Origin of the sequence: Paenibacillus thalictri, from assembly GCF_004307995.1 — a bacterium.
Classification (GTDB): domain Bacteria; phylum Bacillota; class Bacilli; order Paenibacillales; family NBRC-103111; genus Paenibacillus_AF; species Paenibacillus_AF thalictri.
The window spans coordinates 25,575-48,093 of record NZ_SIRE01000026.1; the positions used below are offsets into that span (position 1 = coordinate 25,575).

General features: G+C 50.8%; 19 protein-coding genes and 1 tRNA gene. 17 read left to right on the forward strand and 3 right to left on the reverse strand.

The window, feature by feature from the left end:
• The first annotated feature begins 27 nt into the window (after positions 1-27).
• The 5 genes from EYB31_RS30270 to EYB31_RS30290 all read left to right on the forward strand — a co-directional run bounded on the left by EYB31_RS30270 (position 28) and on the right by EYB31_RS30290 (position 5,550).
• Entirely contained in the window at positions 28-642 is a 615-nt protein-coding gene (locus EYB31_RS30270; protein WP_131017232.1) for a hypothetical protein, read from the forward strand.
• Positions 643-697: 55 nt separating this feature from the next.
• Positions 698-3,700, forward strand: a complete 3,003-nt coding sequence (locus tag EYB31_RS30275) for an Ig-like domain repeat protein (RefSeq protein WP_131017233.1) — start codon at positions 698-700, stop codon at positions 3,698-3,700.
• Between the two features lie 86 nt (positions 3,701-3,786).
• Entirely contained in the window at positions 3,787-4,203 is a 417-nt protein-coding gene (locus EYB31_RS30280; RefSeq protein ID WP_131017234.1) for a phage holin family protein, read from the forward strand.
• Positions 4,187-4,882 (forward strand): N-acetylmuramoyl-L-alanine amidase, encoded by a 696-nt coding sequence (locus EYB31_RS30285; RefSeq protein WP_131017235.1) that lies wholly within the window; start codon positions 4,187-4,189, stop codon positions 4,880-4,882. Before EYB31_RS30280 ends, EYB31_RS30285 begins: the two co-directional genes overlap by 17 nt.
• 278 nt (positions 4,883-5,160) lie before the next feature.
• Positions 5,161-5,550: a gamma-glutamylcyclotransferase family protein gene (locus tag EYB31_RS30290; protein ID WP_240763041.1), complete on the forward strand. Its 390-nt coding sequence runs from the start codon at positions 5,161-5,163 to the stop codon at positions 5,548-5,550.
• Positions 5,551-5,572: 22 nt separating this feature from the next.
• Here EYB31_RS30290 and EYB31_RS30295 read toward each other — a convergent pair whose 3' ends face one another.
• The gene (locus EYB31_RS30295) at positions 5,573-5,962 is read right to left on the reverse strand and encodes a hypothetical protein (protein WP_131017236.1); all 390 of its coding nucleotides are present in this window, start codon (positions 5,960-5,962) and stop codon (positions 5,573-5,575) included.
• Positions 5,963-6,513: 551 nt separating this feature from the next.
• Here EYB31_RS30295 and EYB31_RS30300 point away from each other — a divergent pair.
• The 4 genes from EYB31_RS30300 (at position 6,514) to EYB31_RS30315 (ending at position 11,127) form a co-directional block, all read left to right on the forward strand.
• Positions 6,514-8,229 carry a diguanylate cyclase gene (locus EYB31_RS30300; RefSeq protein WP_131017237.1) on the forward strand — a complete coding sequence of 572 codons (1,716 nt, stop codon included), beginning with the start codon at positions 6,514-6,516 and terminating at the stop codon, positions 8,227-8,229.
• A gap of 290 nt (positions 8,230-8,519) precedes the next feature.
• A complete protein-coding gene (nikR, locus tag EYB31_RS30305; protein ID WP_131017238.1) occupies positions 8,520-8,999 on the forward strand; it encodes a nickel-responsive transcriptional regulator NikR in 480 nt (159 codons plus the stop codon).
• Positions 9,000-9,035: 36 nt separating this feature from the next.
• Positions 9,036-9,428, forward strand: coding sequence for a DUF2203 domain-containing protein (locus EYB31_RS30310; RefSeq protein ID WP_131017239.1), 393 nt, complete (start codon positions 9,036-9,038; stop codon positions 9,426-9,428).
• Positions 9,429-9,513: 85 nt separating this feature from the next.
• Complete coding sequence (locus tag EYB31_RS30315; RefSeq protein ID WP_131017240.1) at positions 9,514-11,127, forward strand: copper resistance CopC/CopD family protein; 1,614 nt, start codon at positions 9,514-9,516, stop codon at positions 11,125-11,127.
• 44 nt (positions 11,128-11,171) lie between these two features.
• Here EYB31_RS30315 and EYB31_RS30320 read toward each other — a convergent pair whose 3' ends face one another.
• Together EYB31_RS30320 and EYB31_RS30325 are read right to left on the reverse strand one after the other, a co-directional pair.
• A complete protein-coding gene (locus tag EYB31_RS30320; protein ID WP_131017241.1) occupies positions 11,172-12,350 on the reverse strand; it encodes an MFS transporter in 1,179 nt (392 codons plus the stop codon).
• A 113-nt stretch (positions 12,351-12,463) separates the two neighbouring features.
• Positions 12,464-13,390: an aldo/keto reductase gene (locus tag EYB31_RS30325; protein WP_131017242.1), complete on the reverse strand. Its 927-nt coding sequence runs from the start codon at positions 13,388-13,390 to the stop codon at positions 12,464-12,466.
• Positions 13,391-13,547: 157 nt separating this feature from the next.
• Between EYB31_RS30325 and EYB31_RS30330 the strand changes: the two genes are divergently transcribed.
• From EYB31_RS30330 to EYB31_RS30365, 8 genes are all read left to right on the forward strand, one after another.
• Positions 13,548-13,982 carry a hypothetical protein gene (locus EYB31_RS30330; protein WP_131017243.1) on the forward strand — a complete coding sequence of 145 codons (435 nt, stop codon included), beginning with the start codon at positions 13,548-13,550 and terminating at the stop codon, positions 13,980-13,982.
• 164 nt (positions 13,983-14,146) lie between these two features.
• A complete protein-coding gene (locus tag EYB31_RS30335; protein WP_131017244.1) occupies positions 14,147-14,977 on the forward strand; it encodes a hypothetical protein in 831 nt (276 codons plus the stop codon).
• A gap of 199 nt (positions 14,978-15,176) precedes the next feature.
• A tRNA-Gly gene (locus tag EYB31_RS30340) sits at positions 15,177-15,247 on the forward strand.
• A 305-nt stretch (positions 15,248-15,552) separates the two neighbouring features.
• Entirely contained in the window at positions 15,553-17,355 is a 1,803-nt protein-coding gene (locus tag EYB31_RS30345) for a cache domain-containing sensor histidine kinase (RefSeq protein ID WP_131017245.1), read from the forward strand.
• Positions 17,333-18,418: a response regulator transcription factor gene (locus tag EYB31_RS30350; RefSeq protein WP_131017246.1), complete on the forward strand. Its 1,086-nt coding sequence runs from the start codon at positions 17,333-17,335 to the stop codon at positions 18,416-18,418. The genes EYB31_RS30345 and EYB31_RS30350 overlap by 23 nt, the downstream gene beginning before the upstream one ends.
• Before the next feature lie 80 nt (positions 18,419-18,498).
• A complete protein-coding gene (locus EYB31_RS30355) occupies positions 18,499-19,569 on the forward strand; it encodes an ABC transporter substrate-binding protein (protein WP_131017247.1) in 1,071 nt (356 codons plus the stop codon).
• A gap of 109 nt (positions 19,570-19,678) precedes the next feature.
• Complete coding sequence (locus EYB31_RS30360) at positions 19,679-20,809, forward strand: ABC transporter ATP-binding protein (RefSeq protein ID WP_131017248.1); 1,131 nt, start codon at positions 19,679-19,681, stop codon at positions 20,807-20,809.
• Complete coding sequence (locus EYB31_RS30365) at positions 20,781-22,451, forward strand: ABC transporter permease (protein WP_206105509.1); 1,671 nt, start codon at positions 20,781-20,783, stop codon at positions 22,449-22,451. Before EYB31_RS30360 ends, EYB31_RS30365 begins: the two co-directional genes overlap by 29 nt.
• Positions 22,452-22,519 lie beyond the last annotated feature (68 nt).

The following is a 22,519-nucleotide window of genomic DNA, read 5'->3' on the forward strand; positions in this document are numbered from 1 at the left end:
AAGGTAAAAAATGGAGGGGAAATTTAGATGCCAGAACTATCTAATAAATTGAAAATTCCCAAGCCACTTGGAAATGAAGTAGTCAGCAGGGAGGCTTTTAACAACATATTTGATCAGATTGACACAGCGGCAGCTTCTCAAGCGGACTTGGATGCACATAAAAGCGCAACTGATCCACATCCGCAGTATGCGACTGATGGCGATCTAAACTCGCATAAAACAGCGGCTGTTCTCGATCACCCTGACGGCTCTGTAACGACAGCCAAACTGGCAAACGGAGCGGTAACCGCCGAGAAGGTTGGAAGCGATGTTGCGACTAAAGCGCAATTGGATGCTCATGCGGGATCGGGGGGGGCGGCACATCCGAGTGCAATCGCTGGAGGAGCAGCGGGTTTTATGAACGGTGCCGACAAATCGAAGCTGGATGGAGCCACTTCAAATGTAACTTCTAATGCGATCATGCAGCGTGACTCGAATGGTCGGGCGCAGGTGGCGAGTCCAGCAGTGACAAACGATATTGCCAATATGGGATACGTAGACGGTATACGGGCCGATTCAGCGAAATCTCTTGTTATAGAGGTCCGCACTAGCGATCCAGTATCCCCTGCTGTCGGACGTATGTGGGTACGAAGTGACCTATAAAACAACAGGGGACTGTGTGCAACCGTCCTAATTCTGTAATGGGAGGGGAATAAAGATGGCATGGACAGCGGTCGATCTTGGAGCATATAAGTTTGTGGAAATGGTTCAGCTTGACAGTGGAATCATGTGGGCAGTGTCTTACTATGATTTAAGCTATAGACAATTTACCATATTACGTTCTAAAGACGGTGGTAAAACTTGGGTAGAACATTGGACTGCTCCAAATAACTATGTGTTTATCAAGCTCGACGGTACAGGAAAATGGGCAGTCGTGTCGTTCACTACCTACTCTAAGTCTACGTATAATTATTCGGGGGGAGCCTTCTACGTAGCGCTAGACCAATACGGCAATTCAAGTGAAATAAGAGAGACATTGTTAGCGGGTTATGACCGATCTGTCACTTCAAGCTACGGCGCGCTTGTATCTGACGGCTCGGCGGGAACTGCGGTGTCATATTTTGCATTTCCCGGTGCAGGGAATACCAGACTACTCGGATTCCAAAAGGTTAACTTGTCCACTGGGGCGATAATATCAGCGTCACAGACACTTTTAGGAGCTTCGCTTTCGAATGTTACACCTACATACCCCGAACCCGGCTACTCTATCAGCACTACAAGAGGCGGTTTTGTTTCGACTACTAGTTATGGCCCGTCCTACCAAGATGGAGACGGTAATACTGTAGCCGACCCGGTATACCTGACGTATTCCCACGATACGTACAGTTCGACGACCTTAGTAGGCGCGTATTCGTCATACAGTGACAGTAAAGTCGGATACTCTACCAGTTTCCTAATGCGTAAGTGGATTGAATTCAGGGGTAAGCTGTTCATGTTTAACAGCCAAACTGGCTCAGGTACTAGCCAAGGCAAGCTGGCTTATAGTTACACCAATTCCGCAACTGGAATGAATGTGCCTAACACATCCACCATTGACATTAATTCCTATTTGACGTCGGGTTATGCAGCCATGGACGCCGTTTCTACCGACGGCTATTGTCTATACGTGTATTTTAACAGAGTCTACGCGTCGTCAATCACACAACCCATATTCTATTTCTACTCGTACGACGGAATAAGCTGGTACTACGGCGGCAACGTAACCGCTAATGCCCTTTCAAACGCTTGGGCTGGCAGCGACTCACAAAGACTCGTTGCCCCTAGATACCAGTATAATGCCAGTACCACTAGCGGAGGGAATCAGGTAATCGCGTACGCTCCGATGCAGTCAAACTATACCGGACTAACTACTATATTTCATAATCTCGTTTACCCTGTGACCGTTAACGCGCCGCCAAATGCACCTGTGATCGCCTATCCGCCAACCGGGACAGTGATGGCAACGCGAACCCCAACGATAGCTTGGACGTTCAGTGATCCAGATCCCGGTGACTATCAAGGCGCGTTTTTTATGGAAATCGTTAACGGCACGTACTCCGGTGTCGTATGGAATAGCGGATGGATTTCGAGCAACGCGGCAAATTACACAATACCAGCTGGCGTGATTCCTGCTGACGGATCTTATTATATAAGGATGAAAGTCCGCGACCGAAACGGCGTAGAAAATAAGGTTAACGGGGCAGGACCAGACCCGGCTTATGGCGGCACTGGTCTAGTGTACATAGACACTACTCCTCCGTGGGCATCGTACCCAGACGGTACTAAGTACGGAAATGGGGGCGTTAGAATCCATTTGTACGGTGTCGCAGATAACGTCAGCGGCGTAGCAATGGTTTATGTCTGGATGCAGAATCCGACTAATGGAGGATGGTTAATTGAGCAGCAGCCTTGCGTTAATGCTGGTGGCGGCCTATGGTACTACGACTTCCCTACTCCGGCGGACGGGTTTCAGGGAGCGCATTTGGTCAGGTTCCATGTGGTCGACGCTGTGGGATTCTGGAGTGTCGCTTATGACACTTATTATGTTTATGATACGATCCCTCCGACATTCGTAGGTATTTCACCTACAACATATACTTACCAGCCGACCCAGCGTATGTACGTTACTGGGGTACAGGACACGAATTCTGGTGTACAGAGGGTGGACGCGTATATCTATAAAGCCGATCGATCCGCGTACTACGGACCGTATACAGCAGTTAATGATGGCGGCGGAACGTGGCACTACGATTATGACGTAAGCTTTGAAGGAAACGCAAGTCACGGCATTGTATTCTGGGCTTATGACCAGGCAGGAAACGGCTCTTATTTAGAATCGACTATTTATTACGACACAGTAGGTCCGACAATAACCAGCGTTCAGGGATACAGCTACACTAATCAAACAAGCGGAACACGTCGTGTTTGGGCTTACGGGATCACGGACGCGACATCGGGTGTCGCAGCTGTTTATTGTAACTACGTTAGGCCAGATGGCAGTGCGGTAAATAGTGTGCCTTGTAATCCTTCCGGATCTGATTACTACGCGGATATCCCAGTAACGCAGGACGGGGAGTATCGAGTTGACTTTTACGCGCATGACCGCGCAGGGAACTGGATGAGTGGCCCGGCGTCCAAGACGGCATACTTTTTTGTCGATACCCAACGCGCTAATGACCCTAATCCATCCGTAGTGTATGGGGAGACAACCGCGACTATATCATGGGGCGCTATATCAGACCCATCGCCTTCGTCGGGGTATAATCATACAGAATTGTGGCTCGCGAAATGGAACGGTACAAGCTGGGATGATGTCTATGTAGGTCTCGTTGTTTCCACTAGCTCTAGTGTTTCCTACGAAAAATATATTACAGGTCTCTTAAAGGGGCAGCGCTATATGTATACTGTGGCTCATTATGACAACGCAGGAAATCAGAGCGCGTACACATGGAGAGAATTCATCACCAAGAAAAAAATAGGTGAAGCACGTATCAGTAACAGCAGTACAAGCCTCTCTTTACCCGTATACGATTTAACTTCGGGCGTATCGGAACCCAAGTCGCTAAGGACGGCAACAACTGCAGGAACAGGTTGTTTTGAACTCGTTTCGGTAAATGACGTGTTGGCCAGTCCGTTGCGAGTACAAACTCCTCAGGGAGTTAAGGCAATTGCAAAGTTATAGCAGTGTAAGTTCGAAAGGGCCTAATGGATTAGCTTCATATAAAACTACAATTTCCCCATAAATTAGTAAAAAGGAGGTCCGCACCTTTGAATCAAACGATTCTCAATTTATCGGCAGCGGGGATAGGCGTAGGGATAACCTACGCCTTCGGGAGGTGGAGCGAATTGCTTGCATTATTTTTGATTGCAATTGTCATCGATTATGTCAGCGGTGTAGGCGCATCCATCATGGAGCATAAAGGGCTTAGCAGCGACGCTGGCTTTAAAGGCGTGGCCAAAAAGATGTTTATGGTGCTGCTTGTTGTACTGGCTCACCGGATGGACATGCTGCTGGAGGTAGATTGGATTATGACCGGAGCGATCTGTTTTTACCTTGCTAACGAGCTGATCAGCATTACGGAGAATTACGGCCGCATGGGGCTGCCGCTGCCTGATACCGTAAAGCAGGTCATTACGGTGCTCAAAAATAAAGGAGCGGAGACGGGCCATGACCACAGAGCGTGATATTGTCTGGATGGGCAATGAGTATACCAATTCCAACGACCGGCAGGGCATCGTACCTTACGTTATTGTCAACCATATATCGGCGGGGACGATGAGCAGCATGGACAACTGGTTTCGCAGTCCCAACAATGATATGTCTTCCGCTCATTTTGGCGTTGCCCGGGATGGGAGCATTCATCAGTACGTCGATATTCGGCGGATGGCTTGGGCTAACGGTCTGGCTGCCAAAGACATTGCCGCTTCGAATCTGCCTGTGATACAAGATAATCCGGGAATCAACCCGAATCTTTATTCTGTTTCGATAGAGCATGAGGGGATGGACGGAGATTTAACGGAAGCCCAATTCGTCGCATCGGTCTGGCTTCATAAATATATCCGCAATGATATTAGCGAGCTATGGGGCCGGCAGTTTGAGTTGGACCGCTATCATGTGATTGGTCACTTTATGGTGAATCCGACCGGCAAACCGTTATGCCCTGGACCCAAATTCCCTTGGGACCGGCTTTTTGACGAATTGGCAAAAGGAGATGACTATATGCTGGCAGCAGATGATGCTAATGCAATCATCGCTTTTTTGGCGGCAGCTCACGAGGCAACTGGCAGCGATGAGGCCAGGACGGAGTTTCACCGGCTCGCCAATGAATTGCGCAAAGCCTCAGGGCAAGAAGTACAGCAATGACCGCAGCGTGGGGTTCGACCGACCGCCGCACAGCGCAACGTGCGCCTGGGATTCGCATGAGCTGCCAGCAGCTTCAAAAGAATCCTTGGCAAGAAAGTCCCGCCACGCCAAGGTCGCCGACCGAACGTGTCATCTTATTTTCAATTGATTTTATATGCAATGATCGCATGCAATGCAATTGATCGAATGAACACTAGACTCCTTGGCCCCTACATGTCTTTGCAGCGTAAGGTGCGGTATAATGAACTGAAATGAACGGTATGCTGGAGGCCGCCTTAATGAAAATGTTTGTGTACGGCACTCTGTTGAGCGGAGAGGCGAATCATGATGTGGTCGCCCCTTATTTGATTTCGGTTGAAACGGGGGCGGTGCGGGGCAAGTTGTATGATGCCGGAGAGTACCCGGCCCTCGTGCTTCACCCGGAAGGGAGCCGGATTGTTGGCGAATGGCTGACGATCGATCCCGCCGCGCTGCCGACAATTGACGCCTTTGAAGATTATCACGGCCCGAACCGGCCTAACGAATATGAGCGGGTTTGGGTACGCGATGAATCGCGTGATGCGCTAGAGGGCTGGATTTATGTATATTCCGACTCCCATGGCCTGAAGGAGATTTTGGGCGGTTCATGGCGGGGTTACCGCAGCGGCAACAAGACCAAAAAAGCTTAGGTTTCCCTGTGTAACGGGATGCCTAAGCCCTTGATTTTCCGGAACCGGAGCTCCAATCCGCTCTTTCCGACTTTTTTATAATCTCCGTAATACGCAGACCTACGTTATTAGCTATTTCTTCTCCGAACTCAGTTCTCAGCTGTTCAAAATTCAGATGATCTTTGAGCAGCTTGCGAGTTACATTGGACCCTCTGTACCATGCTTCGGTAATCGCAAACATCCCCTCTTTTTTCAACCAAATCTCATGGTAATATTGCTCTTTCTCATCGATTTGCTGCAGACTTAAATAAAAGGCCAGAATCGGAATGCGCGGATCGGATATCCGCTGACTGACAACCGAACCTTGGGATACGGGCTGTCCGAAGGTTACATATTTAACGACTTTACGGATTAAATGATCGATATTTTCCATTACATCAACCTCTTTTATTTAAAACAAAAGTGTGCTTCCCCATGCTGCAAATAGCCGTGAGAACGAACGGCAGATCGAAAGCTTTTTTCCATATTACCATAGTTCGATCCACATAGAAATAGATGATGAACAGATAATCGAGCACATGCGCTGCTTAGCTGAAACGATTCATTAAATTAAGTATATCATCAAATATTCGGAATGGTATAATGATGAAAATGTGCAGCAATATTTTTTCATGTGATGCTGAAACGCTGGACGGGACAGGCTGAGCAAGAGACATCTATATATGTTGAACCAAAGACTTCCAGGAAGAGCAGAGTGCAGTGGAGAAAGGGAATTGTCTTGCCAGCAAGTTTTGGCTTTGAATTCCTACCATCCGAAGGCCCATTTAATAAAAGGAATTCAAAACAAGATGTTTGAAGCGGGCAAGATAATCCCTTTCGGAATGGAGCGGACTTCCAAACCATTGGTTCAACTCATCTAGCTCTGGCTTTGGACGGCTTACACCCCCAAAATTGCGAATATATTGGATATGTGGAGTGGATCGGATGCCGGGATGGCTTGATGAAGAGCACAACCGAATCGATGATGATTTTCTGCGAAACGGCAAAAGAAAGTATTTGCAGCAATTAACGCCCCGGCTTCAGCGGATGACCGGTTTGCTTGCTTCAAATGGCTCATGGCTGACCTATGGGGATGCGGTTGGGATGTACGGCTTTATGCTGTCGCTGAAGGGTAACGCTTCAATGTTTGGTTTTAGCCGGATCGGAACGGTTGCGGGGCAATGGCTGGAGGTTTGGGGATGGATCAACGAAATTTCCGTCGGTGCTCCGGATTGGGGCAGCCTCTGCAGCAGAAGTATTGCGGAATCGCAAGCGATAGCAGCTGAATTAAACAGGGAAAAAGAACTGTGTGAACGGGAATTGGATATCGACGAGCAAAACGGGTTGATGAAAAATGCGCTGCATGCTTTTGTGCAAAGCAGGCTGCTTATCATCGATACCGACGACACGCTGCGCGAATATTTGGTCAATCGCCTGCTCATGGATGGCTGCACCGCTATTGACGAGGCTTCGGATATAGAATCGGCGAAGAGGCTTTTGCGCGAGCATCATTATGATCTGATACTTCTGGATTTGATGATGTACCCACAATCCGGATATGAGATTTTCGAATTTCTGCAAAGCGATCCCGTGTTAAAATGGGTGCCTCTGATTGTGATGTCCGTTCGGGCCGATGTCCAGGACAAAGTCCGCTGTTTTTTTCTTGGAGCCGTCGATTTTGTAACCAAGCCGTTTGCGTATGAGGAGCTCGTCGCCCGCATCTACGGTATTCTTCACCGGACTCAAATATTCGAAAAGGTTGCTTTCCGCGATCCGCTTACAGGAGTGTACAACCGAAGGTATTTCGATCATCAAATCCAAACGGAGCTGCAGCGGATCAGCAGGCATCCGGTACCGATTTCACTCGTTTTTATGGATATTGACCGCTTTAAAGCGATAAATGATACGTATGGCCACCACATCGGCGATTTGGTGCTGCAGGGACTAGCCGGTCTTCTGCAAAACAACCTGCGTTCCTCCGATCTGCTGGCCCGTCTCGGCGGCGAAGAGTTTGTGGTGGTCATGCCAAATACGTCAGGAGCAGATGCGCATAAAGTGACTGAATATATTTTATCGCTTGCCCGCCAAGAGGCGATTGCACATCATGAGGGGGAAGCTCTGTATATTACATTTTCTGCGGGAGTTGCCGAGTGGCGTGCCGGAATGACATTGCAGATGTGGGTTCGGCAAGCGGATGCCTCCATGTACCTTGCTAAGCAGCAGGGCCGCAATCAAGTCGTTTTGTCTGTGGACGAAATGAACGGTATGGCCGGCCGGGATGGACATGCGGAGCGTTGCAAAAAAATCGTCGTCGCCGCAGCGGATCCTTTTTTGAGGTCGATTCTCATTTCACGGCTGCAGCTGCCGAATGTGGATATTGCGGGGGCTGCCAACGGGGAAGAAGCATGTCAGCTGCTTTCTGCTGCGAGTCCTGCCGATCTTTGTATTGTCGATGAACTCATGACGCTGGATGGCTTTGGGATGCTGGAGAAGCTGCAGGATGACCGGTCCCCGCAGAAGACGAAAGTATTGATGTTGTCGAGCCGGGCGAAAGAAATCAAGTTGGCAAGCCGGATTCAGATTGGTTTTGACGATTTTATGATTAAGCCCTTTTCCATGGTGGATTTGGAACAGCGGGTGAAGAAGCTGCTCGATATATAGCGAAGACGGGCGCAAGCCCGTCTTTGTTTCGGAATGGTGAGCATTAGATTGGGGTCCGATGGCTCCATTGTTACAGTGGCGGAACCGGCCGGAATCGCATCGGCTTCCCTATTAAACCTCGCACGACACAAATTCGTGGTTTGGTTATTGCCGCCATCTATGCTACATTAAAAAATAGGAGAATTATTCATCTAAACGGCCGCAGGAGCTGCTATTAAGGGACCTCTGGCACGTAGTGAATCGGTATTTACATCTAAAATAAAACGCGGGAGAAATCCCTGGAGGAAGAGATGTCGGACAAAGAGCAGTTAGTAAGGTTTGGCGTATCGATGCCGCAATATTTAATCGATCAGTTTGACGCGATGATAGGCGGACAAGGCTACGATAATCGTTCTGAAGCTGTCCGCGATTTGATCCGGAAGGCGCTGATTGCACCGAATCAGCTGCATGACGGGCAATGGGTGGCCGGAACCATCGTGCTTGTTTACGATCATCATGTGAGCGACCTGCCGTTGGTGCTTACCGAGATGCAGCATCAGTATCACCACGAGATCAACTCGACGACACATATACATCTAAATCATCACCAATGCCTCGAAGTCATTGTCGTGCGTGGTCTTTATGCGCGGCTGCGGGAGCTTCATCAACACATCCAGGTGCTGAAGGGCGTCTTTTATGCTGAACTTTCGGTTACGCATGTGGACGGCAATGAGAATGAAGACCATCACGGATCCCACGTCCGTCATGGGCACACACACGATCACAAATAATAAGCGTCTTTGGATGAACGGAAATGGGGAGTCGCATTGAGCAGAAAGTATTATACTCTTGTTGAGGCAAACAGATTGCTTCCCGAGGTGCGCAAGCAGGTCGACGAGTTGCAGGAGATGAAACGCCAATTTGAGCGGAAATACACGGAGCTATGCGAGTTGAAACCGGGACAGCCGGACCATGACGATTTGACCTTTACGCTGGAATGTGAGCTTGAATTTTTACAGGTACAATTTAAAAGCGGTCTTGCCGGCTTTGAGCTGAAAGGAATCGAATTGAAGGACGTCGATATGGGACTTGTCGATTTCCCGGCGTTGATGGATGGCGGGGAAGTGCTGCTTTGCTGGAAAAAAGGCGAGGAGCGCGTCGAACACTATCACGGACTGTTTGATGGTTTTGCTGGCAGGAAAAAAATATCGGAGCTGTGACGGTTTATTCCCTGGATTGACTTTGTCCTGTGATGAGGGGAAAAGCCTTATCATCTCGGCGGCTTGACTTGGAGGAAGTTTCGTTATGAAATTCAAATGGTTGTTCTTATGTTGGATGCTCGTGGTTTTGGTAGTGCCAAACCGCGTGTTTGCCCATGCTTCTTTGGTGCAGGCGGTACCGGAGGCCAATGCCAAGCTGGCGGCGGCGCCGGCGGAAGTTTCGCTGACGTTTAACGAGCGGCTGGAAGATGGATTGTTCTACATACGGGTATTTGACTCGGCGAAAAAGCAAATCACGAATGCTCAGGCTGCCATGAACGCGACCCACACGGGGGTAACGTTGAAGCTGCCGTCCGTTGGGGACGGGGATTATATCGTGACGTACCACATCATCTCGGCGGACGGTCATCCGGTGGAAGGCACCTATTTATTTACCGTAGGGCAAGGCTCGGGGAGTACGTCCCTGCCGGAAGACACGATGGCGAATATGCATCATCACGGCGAACTTAACGGCCAATTGGAATTTTCCGATATCATTCAATTTGCCTCGCGTATTATTTATTTTATCGCGCTTCTTTTGGTGACCGGCTGGGCTGTATGGATGCACATAGGCCGCTTCAAGGAAGCCAGCGTGCAAGAGTGGCTCCGCAAATGGAATGTAGGATTGCAGAGGTTGTTTTTGCTTGCCGTCATCTTTATGATGTACACGCATCTGAACGATGTGCTCGGGGGCGGGGGAGCGCAAGATATTGCAGCCCTGTTTACAAAAACGGGACTGGGCATTTCATGGATGGTTACGCTGGTCTTGTCTTTGCTTGGCTTTGTGTTTGTCGGACGCAAGCTGTGGGTGGATGTGTTATGGGCCGCCGCGCTGCTGCTTGCCAAATGTTTTAACGGCCATGCCGCAGCTTTTGAGCCGCGGAGTGAAACGATCGTTCTCGATTTTGTGCATCTGGCTGCCGCCGCTGCGTGGGTATCCGGTTTGCTGCTGCTCCTTCGCTTGTATTCGCATAGCAAAGAGGCGGCTGCATCGTTTTACCGCACATTCTCGAATGTGGCTTTTATCTCGATATTGCTGCTGATTGTGTCGGGGATCTTGTCGACGTTTATTTTTTTGCCGGATATAAGTTATCTCGCTTATACCCAATGGGGCGGGCTGCTGATTGCCAAAATGGTTCTGGTGCTGCTTGTCGTCATTACCGCATCGTGTATCCGGCTGCTGTTCCGTAAACGGAATATGAGCGGTCTCCGTCCATGGCTTGTTCTTGACTCGGTATTCGCGCTACTTATTGTGGCTGTCGTTGGCGTATTTACTTACCTCAATCCGCTGCCGGCGAACGAACCGCTGCATTGGCACGTGATGGGCGAACGCCAGCATATGACGGTACAGATTACGCCTAATGTTCCCGGCAACAACAAATTTATCGTTAGCGTCTGGCTGCCCGAAAAGCTGGGCAAACCAAAGCAACTGCTACTGAAGCTGACGGATCTGGACAATCCGGATATTGCGCCAATCGAGGTTCCTGTGACGCCTTTTGAAAATAAAATTCCGGGAGAGGAATCGTACGGCATGACCAAGTTCAGCTTTCAGGCGGAAGGCCGTTACTTGCCGTATGCGGGGCAATGGAACATTGAAGTCCGGGTGATGGATAGCAATGATGACGAGACCGTCTACGATAAAGTGATTCGAATCTATTAGAAGCGGAGTTTTATCCTAAAATAAAAAGCGTACGCCCGGGCTGCTTATGGCCGGAGACGTACGCTTTTTTGTTTGTAAGGCAGGGGGCGGGGCTTCATATAGATGGTGCCGAAAAACAGCAGCCGCGTAGCTGCGATGATCATAAAGCAGCCCCATAATGGGAGGGCCGCGACCAGCGCTCCCGCAACAAACGCCCCGATGCTGTTGCCGGCGTTCATGACCAGCTGGAAGTCGGAGAAATAAGCCATTTCTTTTTTATGTTTGCCGGCTTCCTCCATCATCATGGACTGGGAGGAAACCTCGTAGACGCTTTGGCACAATCCGATCAAACCTTGCATCACGATGAGCAGCCACAGCTGCGAGACGAAGCCGTAAGGGATAACACAAAGCGCCATGGCAGCGACTGCGGCCGAGTATACTTTCCCTGAGCTGAAGCGTTCCATCAGTCTTCGCGCCAGCGGCAGCAGCAGTGCTGAGAGCACCCCCGCAGTGACGACGAAATAGGCGATTTGCGTGTTGGTTAATCCGAGCACTTTGACATGATAAATAATAAAAAGCGGGGCTACCATCGCAACGCCGATGTTATTGAGGCCCATCCACCAGATTTTCCGGTCGCATTCCTGGAACGGTTTAACCATGGTAAACCGGATCGGCTTTTTCTCATGCGGCGCCAGCTCGGCTATTAAAGACATTCCCGCAAACGTGGCGATACACCCGATCAACATGGAAACAAAATAGTTTTTCGGAAAAAATACGTTTGTCGCATCTAATATTGCGCCGATGCCAAAGCTGCCTATCGTCACAATGACGATCCCGATCAGCTTGTTCATGCTGAAAATACCCGGGAATTGATGCGGCTCCACCCATCTGCGCATAATCGCCGGCTGCTGCGCGCCAGATATCATCACAGCAACCGCATTGACCGACCAAAAAATGAGCAGATACGGGATCGGATTCGGCAGCAGCACCGAAAAGGCCATGCACAAAAATGCGCATTGCCTGATGTAGCCGCTGGCCAGAAAAACTCCCCTCGTAATGGGGAGCTGTCTGGTTAGAAAAGCAAGCGATATGGCGCAAAAAAGCGGAGGCAGCGAGTTGGAAAGGGCAATCTCAAAGTTGCTCGCTCCCAGCCTGGCGATCAAAACTTGCAGAAAAGTAAAAAAGGCGACACTTTTGACGTTTTGTAGCGCGGCGTCCAAATAAATGCGCGTGGTGACTTTCATGCTGCCCCAGACCCTTCTGAAATAACGTATTCAAATGTGCTTTAGGAGCTAGCATACACTGTGTAAGTGTTAAATAACATGGATCAGCTTGCTTAAAAACATGGATTATTTGTTCATGCCTGCTCTTTCCATGCTTGAGGGTGGCTGTCATTCAAGAACTCCGCGGCTCTGGCATTGGCTTCAACTTGCTCGGGATTTTTGCAGCCGGGAATGACCGCGGTGACTGCCGGATGCTTTAAGCACCAAGCCAAAGCCCATGTTGCCATATCCATTCCGGCCGGAACTTCGTTGTCGCGAATCTGCTCGACCAGCTTCAGCTTTTCCAGTGTCTGCTCCCGATCGTGCCGGTGGCGGACGTCGTTATCGGCAAAAGTGGCGCCTGGTTTGTATTTGCCGCTTAAGTAGCCGCTGGCCAACGGCACGCGGGCGAGAACGCCCAGGTTTTGCTCGATGCAGGATGGAAACACTCTTTCCTCCGGTTTGCGGTCAAGCCGGTTGTATACGACCTGGATCGCTTTAGAGCCCACCCGGGTAGAGCTTTCCGTTTGATGCAAGTTGTCGTTGCTGCCGATCGAGGTGCCGAGGTGCCGGATTTTACCGGCTTGCACCTGTTTATCAAGCGCCGTCCACAAGGCGTCGTTATCGAATGCTTCATCCGTACCCGAATGGAATTGGTAAAGGTCGATGTAATCTGTCTGCAGCGCTTTTAGCGAAGCGTCAAGTTGTGTTAATACGTCTTCCGCCGTCCACAATGGGTCGCGGGTAAAATTGCTTGTGAAATGATGCCCGAACTTGGTCGCGACAACCCATTCGTCCCGGTTTCCGCGGGCCAAGTAATTGCCGATCAGAGATTCGGAGAGATGGTCCCCGTAACATTCGGCGGTGTCAATCAGGTTAATTCCCAACTCCTTGGATTTGTTCAAAATATCGTCAACTTGCCCTTGGCTGAATTGCATGCCCCACTCGCCGCCGAATTGCCATGTGCCAACGCCGATGACGGATACTTTCATTTCGGTTTGTCCCAATATACGGTATTTCATAAGTCACCCTCCCGACTAATAGTGGTTCCATTTCATTTAACGACAACCGGTTTGCGAAGTCAAAGCGGAAAACTTGTTTCTCTCGTGTATTTAGAATAAAATAATGCACAAAATACCAAAAACATTTATCTTGTGAATGAATCAAGGAGGTCTCATCATGGGAAAAAAATTGCCTTACATTCTGGCCGTGCTGCTGCTTGTGCTTGTGGGCATATCCATTTATGCCGTCACCCAACAAAATAAGAACAACCAGGAACGCGCCAAGCCGGCTTCGCTTCAGGGACAGTCCGAACATTGGAAGGTGACCGTTGTCATGGTCGGCGACGGCAAGCAATCGGTTGTGAAGCCAACTGCGCAGTACAACGGGCTGGATAAACTTGCCGAGCTTATCGTTACCGTAAATTATAAGGACAATACGTCGACTTCGTTTACAGCAGTGCAGCCCGATATGTACGATAATCAGACGCCATACGATCCTGATCCTCAAGCAGCCGACAAAAGCTGGATGGATGTGCAGAATGTGCAGGTGGCATGGAAAGTGGGCGACAAGCCGTACAAAGAGTTTATGAATGTGGAAAATAAGGCGCAGTAACATGGGCCGGCGATTCACCTGCATAGGAACACGGGCGAGCTCTCCATAAGGGAGCGTCCGTGTTTTTTTGTTAACAGGAGTGGAAAATACATTTGACAATGAGAATCATTTTCAATTATTATTAATTATACAATAACTAGCTATGTAGAAGGAGTCGAAATGTAATGCGGGACTCTCGATTTCCGTTTCAGCAAGAACGGCTGTTGCATCATTTTTCCTCCATTACGATCGGTCCGGACGACATGCTTGTCGCAGCTGCATTGGGAAGCGGCGTGTATCGCATCTTCAAAGAAGGACACATGGCGTGTATGGACAACGGCTTGCCCGAGGGTACGATTGTGAATCGCTTGCAGCAGGACCGCGATGTCTTGTATGCGTGTACCAACAAAGGGTTGTTCCACCTGGAAGGCGACAGCTGGCAGGCGGATGAAGTTACCGTTCCTTGCTATCAATTGAAGAGCGAGGGCGGGTATTGTTTTGCGGCAACACAGTACGGTATTTGGTGTAAGTCATCTAAGGGATGGCTGAAGACGGATATATATAACCAAGAAGTGTATGACTTTATTCAATCCCCTGATTTTTTGTTTTTGGGCAGCGAATGCGGACTTTCCATCTACGATTGGTATACCTCGTCGTGGATTCATTATCCGATGGGTTCACCGATTACAAGCATGGCGTCGCTCCAGGGACGGTTGGTAGGCACGACGGGTCAAGGGGAACTTGTCTTCGGCAATGCGAAGGGCGCGTTTGACAAAGTTGTGTTTGAACGGTTCTTTTTTTATTCTGTCATTGCGTCAGGCGGCAAGGTGTACGCGTGCTCGAACAGAGGATTGTTTCTATTGACTTGTTTTCGGGACAATCTTCGACTGATTTCAATCAAGCAGGGGATCCCGGTAACGGATGTGGCATTTGGCGGCAGCACGTTTTATTTGGCAACGTTGTATGACGGCATTCAAACGATTGCCCTGAAAAAAGAAGAAGGCGGTGCGGTATGAACATGCTGGTGACCCTGATTATGCTGCTTTTTGCCATGAATGCGGCGATTTTTATTCTGTTTTTCATGGAACGCAGAAAAGTGAAATAGGACGGATATAGGAAAAGCCCGGAGGGGAAGGGACTCCCTGGGCTTTTTACGGTTTTCTGAACGAAACGCTGGACAAGACAAGCTGCAAGCTATATAATTTTCATTATCTCGCGGGTGTAGTTCAATGGCAGAACTCCAGCTTCCCAAGCTGGTGGCGTGGGTTCGATTCCCATCACCCGCTTACTTCACAAAGTCCTTGATGTTCAAGGGCTTTTTTCATGGAAACATACGTTGACACAAGCCTTAACACTGAGGCGGAACCTCCGTCTGAGACATAGGTTTGAAATAACCCGCCAGCCGTTAACCTGGGCGGGTTATTTCTTTTTCAGATACGTTAACAGCGCGAGAATAAACATCCCGAACATGAACACAAACCGCCGAGATGGCGGTTTTTTCTTTAATCATGGCTTTTTCATTATCCCTACCCGAAACAGGGCTTGTCTGATACACTAGACGGTACATGCGGCTTGAGAAGGAGGGGGAGCGATGCGCAGGCTCATGAACCTGAATTTGCGCGTCAAGCTGAACATTATTTTTACCGCGATCGTGCTGATCCCGCTGATGATACTCGGGTTGTTTTCGTTTCAGAAATCGGCCGGCATGATGCAGGAGCAGATCAGCGAAGGCGAACTGGAGCGGATGCGGCAGATTGAGAAAAGCATGTCCTTCTTTATCAAAGACGTCGAGCAGCTGTCCATGTATATGTACCGGAACAGCCTGCTGCAGGACATTTTGTTGAAGCCGGGCAGCCGCGGGGATACGGAGAAATTCCAGGATTACCAGCAGATCAACGGTTTGTTCGAGACGCTGCTCAGCTCCAAGAAGTGGGGCGTAAAAATTTATGTGATAGGCTTAAACGGCGACCGGTATTTTACCGGCGATTACATTCCGATGAACTACGACCGTTACCTGGAGCGGTGGGGGATATTCCGCAAAGCAAATCAGGCGAACGGCAACGTCGCGTGGGACGCGCAGTACAGCATCCGCAAGATGGAGTCGCAGGAGGTTGTGCTCAGCGCAGGCCGGCTGCTCAAACATATTAAAACCGACGAGAAGCTCGGTTACCTGGTGATCGACATTTTGGATTCGGCGGTAGCGGATATTTACCAGACGGTGAGGGGATTTTCCGGCTCCACCTTTTATTTGCTCGACGATATGGGATATGTGATCTCCAGCTTTCCCGATAAATCGGCAGTGGGCACCAACCTGCAGCACCCGGAACTGGACCGGATTTTGCAGCGCGAGGAAGGTTATTTTAAGGCCGATTGGAACGGCTCTCCGCACATTATGGTCTACAATACCGTGAAAAGCACGGGGTTTAAAATGGTCAGCGTCATTCCGTTCAGCCTGATTGCGGAGAAAACGTCGATTATCCGCAATTTTACGATTGTGCTCGCTTGTATGGGATTATTGGTGGCGATTTGGCTCGCTTATTTGCTGTCGGCGACGGTCACGCGCCCGCTGACCCAACTGACCGGGCTGATGACCAAGGTGGAATCCGGGCATTTGGATGTGCGTTTTAATCCGAAGTACCAAGACGACGTCGGTCGGCTCGGACGAAGCTTCGACCGGATGACGCAGCGGCTGAACGATTTGATCCGGGAAAGCTATGAAAAGCAGGTGCGGCTCAGGGAATCGGAACTTAAGGCGCTGCAAGCGCAAATCAATCCGCATTTTCTGTACAACACGCTGGAGACGGTCAATTGGCTGGCCAAAATGAAAGGGGTTGCAGAAATCAGCCGGATTGTCGTATCTTTAGCCGAAATGCTGCGGTATTCGATCAATAAAACGAAAGATATGGTCACGGTCGGTGAAGACATGCGGCATATTCAAAATTATTTGGCGATCCAGAGTATCCGCTACCGGGATAAATTCGATATGACCATTGAAGTGGACGAGGACGCCCGGTCTTGCTTGATTCCGACGCTGATGCTTCAGCCGTTGATCGAAAACGCGATTGTCCACGGCCTGGAAGCGAAGCTGGAGAAAGGCATCCTGCACGTGCGTATCCAAAAGGCAGGCGGCATGCTGCGGATTGCGATCACCGACGATGGGGTCGGCATTGGGGAGGAGCAGCTGGCGGAAATTCGCAGGCGCGAATTTCGTGTGCCGCAGCGCGGACATACGGGCATCGGCCTGGAAAACGTCATCAAGCGGCTGTACATTTACTTCGGAGAGCAGGCCGAATTTACAATTCAAAGCGAAAAAGGCAAAGGGACACGTATCGAACTCGGCATTCCGGCCGGAACGTCAGGGGGAATAAAACATGATCAAGATGATGATCGTTGACGACGAATATATCATCCGCGAAGGACTAAAGACGATGATCCCGTGGGAACGGCTTGGCATCGATCTCCAGGCGGTATGTTCCAACGCGTATGAGGCGCTGGACATCATAAACACGATAGAACCCGATATTATGTTAACAGACATCCGGATGCCGGGGATGGACGGACTCGAATTGACGGAAGCGGGGTTAGCCCAATACCCGCAGCTCAAAATCATTTTGCTGACCGGCTTCGGCGAATTCCAATATGCGAAGCAGGCGCTTACGCTTGGCGCATTCGACATATTGCTGAAACCGACGGACGAAGACGAGCTGCTGCGAACGCTGCAGAAGGCGCTTGAGGCGATTCGCAAGGAGCGTTCGGAACGGGAGAGCTACTTCCAGCTGCTGTGCCAGCAGTATATGAGGCAGCCGTCCGAGGCGTCGCTGGACCGGCTTGCCGGCGCTCCTAACGCCGGAGAGCCGCATTACGCCGTCGCCTCCTGGCAGGAGCCCGGCGCGCAAACGGCCGCCTTCTATGTGCTCGACTCCCTTGCCTCCGAAGGCGACATCCCCGCCAAGCTGGCCGAGGTCATAAGCGAACATGCGGATGAGGAGACGGCGGTCCCGGTTGGCGTCAGCGAGCTGCTGGCCTCGCTGCGCGATTTGCCGGAGGGCGGCTACCAGGCGACGCGGGCTTTGGAGCATCAGATGCAGCACGGAGGGGGAATCATGCTGTACAGCATGATGAATCATATGGCCGAGATCCTGAAGGTTGTGGATCGCGTCGACCGGAACTTTCACGAGCCGTTGACGGTGGCGAAGCTGGCGGCCGAGCTTTTTGTCAGTGAAGGGTATTTCAGCAAAATGTTCAAAAACGCCACGGGGAAAACGTTCACCGACTACATCACCGAAAAACGGATCGGCAAAGCGAAGGAGCTGCTGCGCGACCCGCGTGTAAAAACGTATGAGGTCGCGTTGACGGTCGGCTACACGGACCAGCGGTATTTCAGCCAGGTGTTCAAGAAGGCGGTTGGCATGACGCCACGCGAATACCGCGAGCGGGAAAACATTTCAACATCATAGAAAGATCACCGCATTGTAAGCGTTTTAGCAGCCCCTTAATATAATAAATGAGTTTATTATTCAGGAGGGGTTAAGATTATATGAAAAAGATCGTATCGTTAGGCCTTGCGGCCGTACTCGCAGGTTCGCTGCTGGCAGGCTGCGGCAGCGCTCCGGCTAAAGACAACGGCAAGCCGGCAGCGCCTGCTGCGTCAGGGGCGGCCAATACGCCGACTCCCGCGCCGGGCACGGATAAGCTGGTGTTGTACACGTCCACGCCGTCGGAAATTTTGAATCCGGTCGTCAAGGAGTTTCAGGACCGCACGAAGATCAAAGTCGAGCTAGTCACCGGCGGCACCGGCGAATTGTATAAACGGGTGCAAGCGGAAAGCGCCAATCCGATGGGCGACGTGTTGTGGGGCGGCATGGCCGATTCTTTGGAAATATACAAAAGTTACTTCGAGCCGTACAAAGTGAAGGATTCCGATGTAATTGCGTTTAAGAGTCCGACGAACCATTGGACGGCGTTTAACCTGGTCGTGCAAGTTATCATGTACAATAAAAAGCTCGTTCCCGACAACGAGGCGCCAAAAAGCTGGGAGGATCTGCTTGATCCGAAGTGGAAAGGCAAAATCGCCTTCGCCGATCCGAGCAAAGCAAGCACCTCTTACATCCAGCTTGCTACCATGCTGACCGCTTTCGAGAAAAACGGCGAAAAGGGCTGGGATTACGTCAAGAAATATTCGAAGAATCTGGATACGAAGCTGCTGTCCGGCTCCAGTGCAGTCCCTAAAGCGGTTGCCGACGGCGAGTTCCCTGTAGGCGTCACTTATGAAGAAGCGGCTTTCCGCCATGTCGTCGGGGGAGCTCCGGTCGGCGTCATTTATCCGAAAGAAGGCACATCCGTGCTGCCCGACATTGCGGCGCTGATCAAAAACGGGAAAAACAGTGAAAACGGCAAAAAGTTCCTAGATTTTCTCGTCAGTAAAGATATGCAGGAAATGGTCTCCACCGAATTCAAGCGCAGATCGGTGCGCGATGATGTGAAACCAACCGAAGGTCTTGTTCCGGCAAAAAGCATTCCGTTAGTCAATTACGATTCCAAATGGTCCGGCGAAAAGCAAGGCGAAGTGTTGAAGAAATTCCAGGACATTTGGGTCGGCAAACAGTAATGGCGTCAGGGACTTAAAGCTCCCTTGCAGAAGGATCACATCCCGTGTGTGGTCCTTCATACTGTCCGCAGGCAATCGGGAAACGGAAACTTTGGAAAGGAAGATCATCATGCAAGACGTGAAAATTGAACAGGTTACCAAATATTTCGGCGAAGCCAAAGGCATCGACCGGGCCAATCTGCATATTGCCAAAGGGGAATTTTTCACCTTGCTGGGTCCGAGCGGCTGCGGCAAAACGACGCTGCTGCGTACGCTCGCAGGATTTTACCAGCAAGAGGAAGGGCACATTTATTTCGGCGATAAAAATGTCGACCGGGTGCCGGTGCATAAACGGAATATCGGGATGGTATTCCAAAACTACGCGATATTTCCGCATCTGACCGTGTTCGAAAATGTCGCTTACGGGCTGAAGGCGCGCAGCATCGGCAAAGCGGACATCGAAAAACGCGTGATGGAGGCGCTTGAGGTTGTGGAGCTGGCGCACCTGCGCGACCGGCAGCCGTCGCAGATGAGCGGGGGCCAGCAGCAGCGCATCGCTTTGGCGCGGGCGATCGTGATCCAGCCGGACCTGCTGCTGATGGATGAACCGCTCTCCAATCTGGATGCGAAGCTGCGGCTTAAGATGCGGGCGGAAATCCGCGATCTGCAGAAACGGCTCAACATCACGACAATTTACGTAACCCACGACCAGGAAGAGGCGCTGGCCGTCTCGGACCGGATTGCGGTGCTGGAGCAGGGGGTTATTCAGCAGGTGGGCAAACCGGACGAAATTTATTTATCGCCGGTCAACCGGTTTGTGGCGAATTTTATCGGCACCACCAATTTCATCGACGCCGAGATCGGACGTTATGATGCGGCCAGCCGGACTGCGACGATGCGAATTTGCGATGTTACGGTCACCGTTCCGCTGCTGAGGGCCTATGAGGGGAAGGCGATATATTCGATCCGTCCGGAGCAGCTCAGCTTAAGCGATACGGCCGGAGGGAGCGGTGCCGAACCGCGTATAGCGGGGACGGTCGAGACGGTTACCTTCCTTGGCGAGAAGGTGGAGATCAGCGTCCGCTTGCCAGGGGGGCAGACGGTGCTGATCAGCGAACGTTCCTCGGCGGGCCGAAACCGCCAGCTGGCCGGCGGCAAACATGTGAGCGTGCGCATCCATCCGGAGCAATCGGTCATTTTTGACCAGCACGGCAAGGAGGTGCTTAAAGGTTATGAGCAGTCCGGCATTGCCGATGCGTAATCAACGCCGCTTCCGTTTTGACTTGTGGACCGTCGTTACGCTTGTTTCCCTGGCCTTCTTTCTGTTATTTTTAATTTATCCGCTGGGCAAAGTGTTTATGGCCAGCATGTTGGCTGACGGCAAGATGAACTTCGACAACTATATCAATTTCTTCAAGCTGAAGTATTATTACGGCGCGCTGCTGAACAGCTTTATCGTATCGGGTTCGGCGACCGTATTGGCGTGTATGATCGGCATTCCGATGGCTTACGTGATGAGCCGGTTTCATATTCCGTGCAAAGGGTTTGTTCATATTCTCATCATCCTGACGCTGCTGTCGCCGCCGTTTATCGGGGCGTATTCATGGATTTTGATGCTGGGCAACAATGGCTTCATCACGAGGTTTCTGGGTTCGCTGGGCATTCATATCAAGTCGATTTACGGCCTGCACGGAATGATCTTTGTATTTGCGCTGCAGTATTATCCGCATATTTATTTGTACGTGTCGGGAGCGCTCAAAACGATTGACAAATCGCTGGAGGAAGCGTCGGAAAGCTTGGGTGTTCATGCCTGGAGCCGGATTCGCAAGGTGACGCTGCCGCTTATTTTTCCGACGGTGTCGATGGGCGCTTTGATGGTGTTTATGGCTTCGTTCTCCGACTTCGGCACGCCGATGCTGCTCGGACAAGGGCTTAAAACACTGGCGGTCCTTACGTATGAGGAGTTCGTCGGCGAGATGGGCACAAATCCGGGCATGTCCAGCACCATCAGCATTGTGCTGCTGTTGATCACGACCCTGCTGCTGTTCTGGCAACGGCGGCTTGTCGCCAAAAAATCGTATGCGATGAACAGCATGCGCGCCCCCGAGATCGTCAAGCTGAAAGGGCTGCCGAAGTTGGGAGCCTATGTGTTTACCGGCGCAGTTGTACTGCTGTCGCTGATTCCGCAGGCGACCGTCATTGTGACTTCTTTTATCAAAACCAAAGGTCCGGTTTTTACGAGCGAATTTGGCTTCGATAGCTACAGGGAGGTGTTCGGCCGGGTGCCGGAGGCAATCGGCAATACGTTTGCTTTCTCCAGCGTAGCGATCGTCATCATGGTGCTGGCGGGCATGCTCATTTCGTATGTTGTCGTCCGCAAAAAATCGAAGCTCACTGCGCTGCTTGATGCGATGATTATGATTCCGTATGTCATTCCCGGCACAGTACTGGGGATCAGCTTGATTATCGCCTTTAATACGCCGCCGATCGTGATGACGGGGACATGGATGATTCTGGTTGTCGCTTATGTGATCCGCAAGCTGCCCTATACGATGCGGTCGAGCTCGGCGATTTTGTTTCAGCTTGATCGCAGCGTCGAGGAAGCGTCGATCAGCTTGGGCGTGCCGCCGATGAAAACCTTTTTCAAGACAACGGCGATTTTGATGCTCCCCGGCGTATTGTCCGGCGCGATTCTCAGCTGGGTGACCACAATCAACGAGCTTAGCTCAACGGTGGTGCTGTACCACGGCTCCACTGCGACGATCACCGTATCGATTTACCGCGAGGTCGTCAACGGCACTTACGGCACGGCTGCGGCGCTTGCCTCGATCCTGTCGCTGTGTACAATCGTATCGCTTATTATCGTCAATAAAATATCCGGCAAACGGGGTTTTTCCGTATAAACCGGGGGCTGTCAGGCGTTCTGTTGTTGTCATGACGGAGTGCCGCCCCTTTCCAGGAATCACCGGGT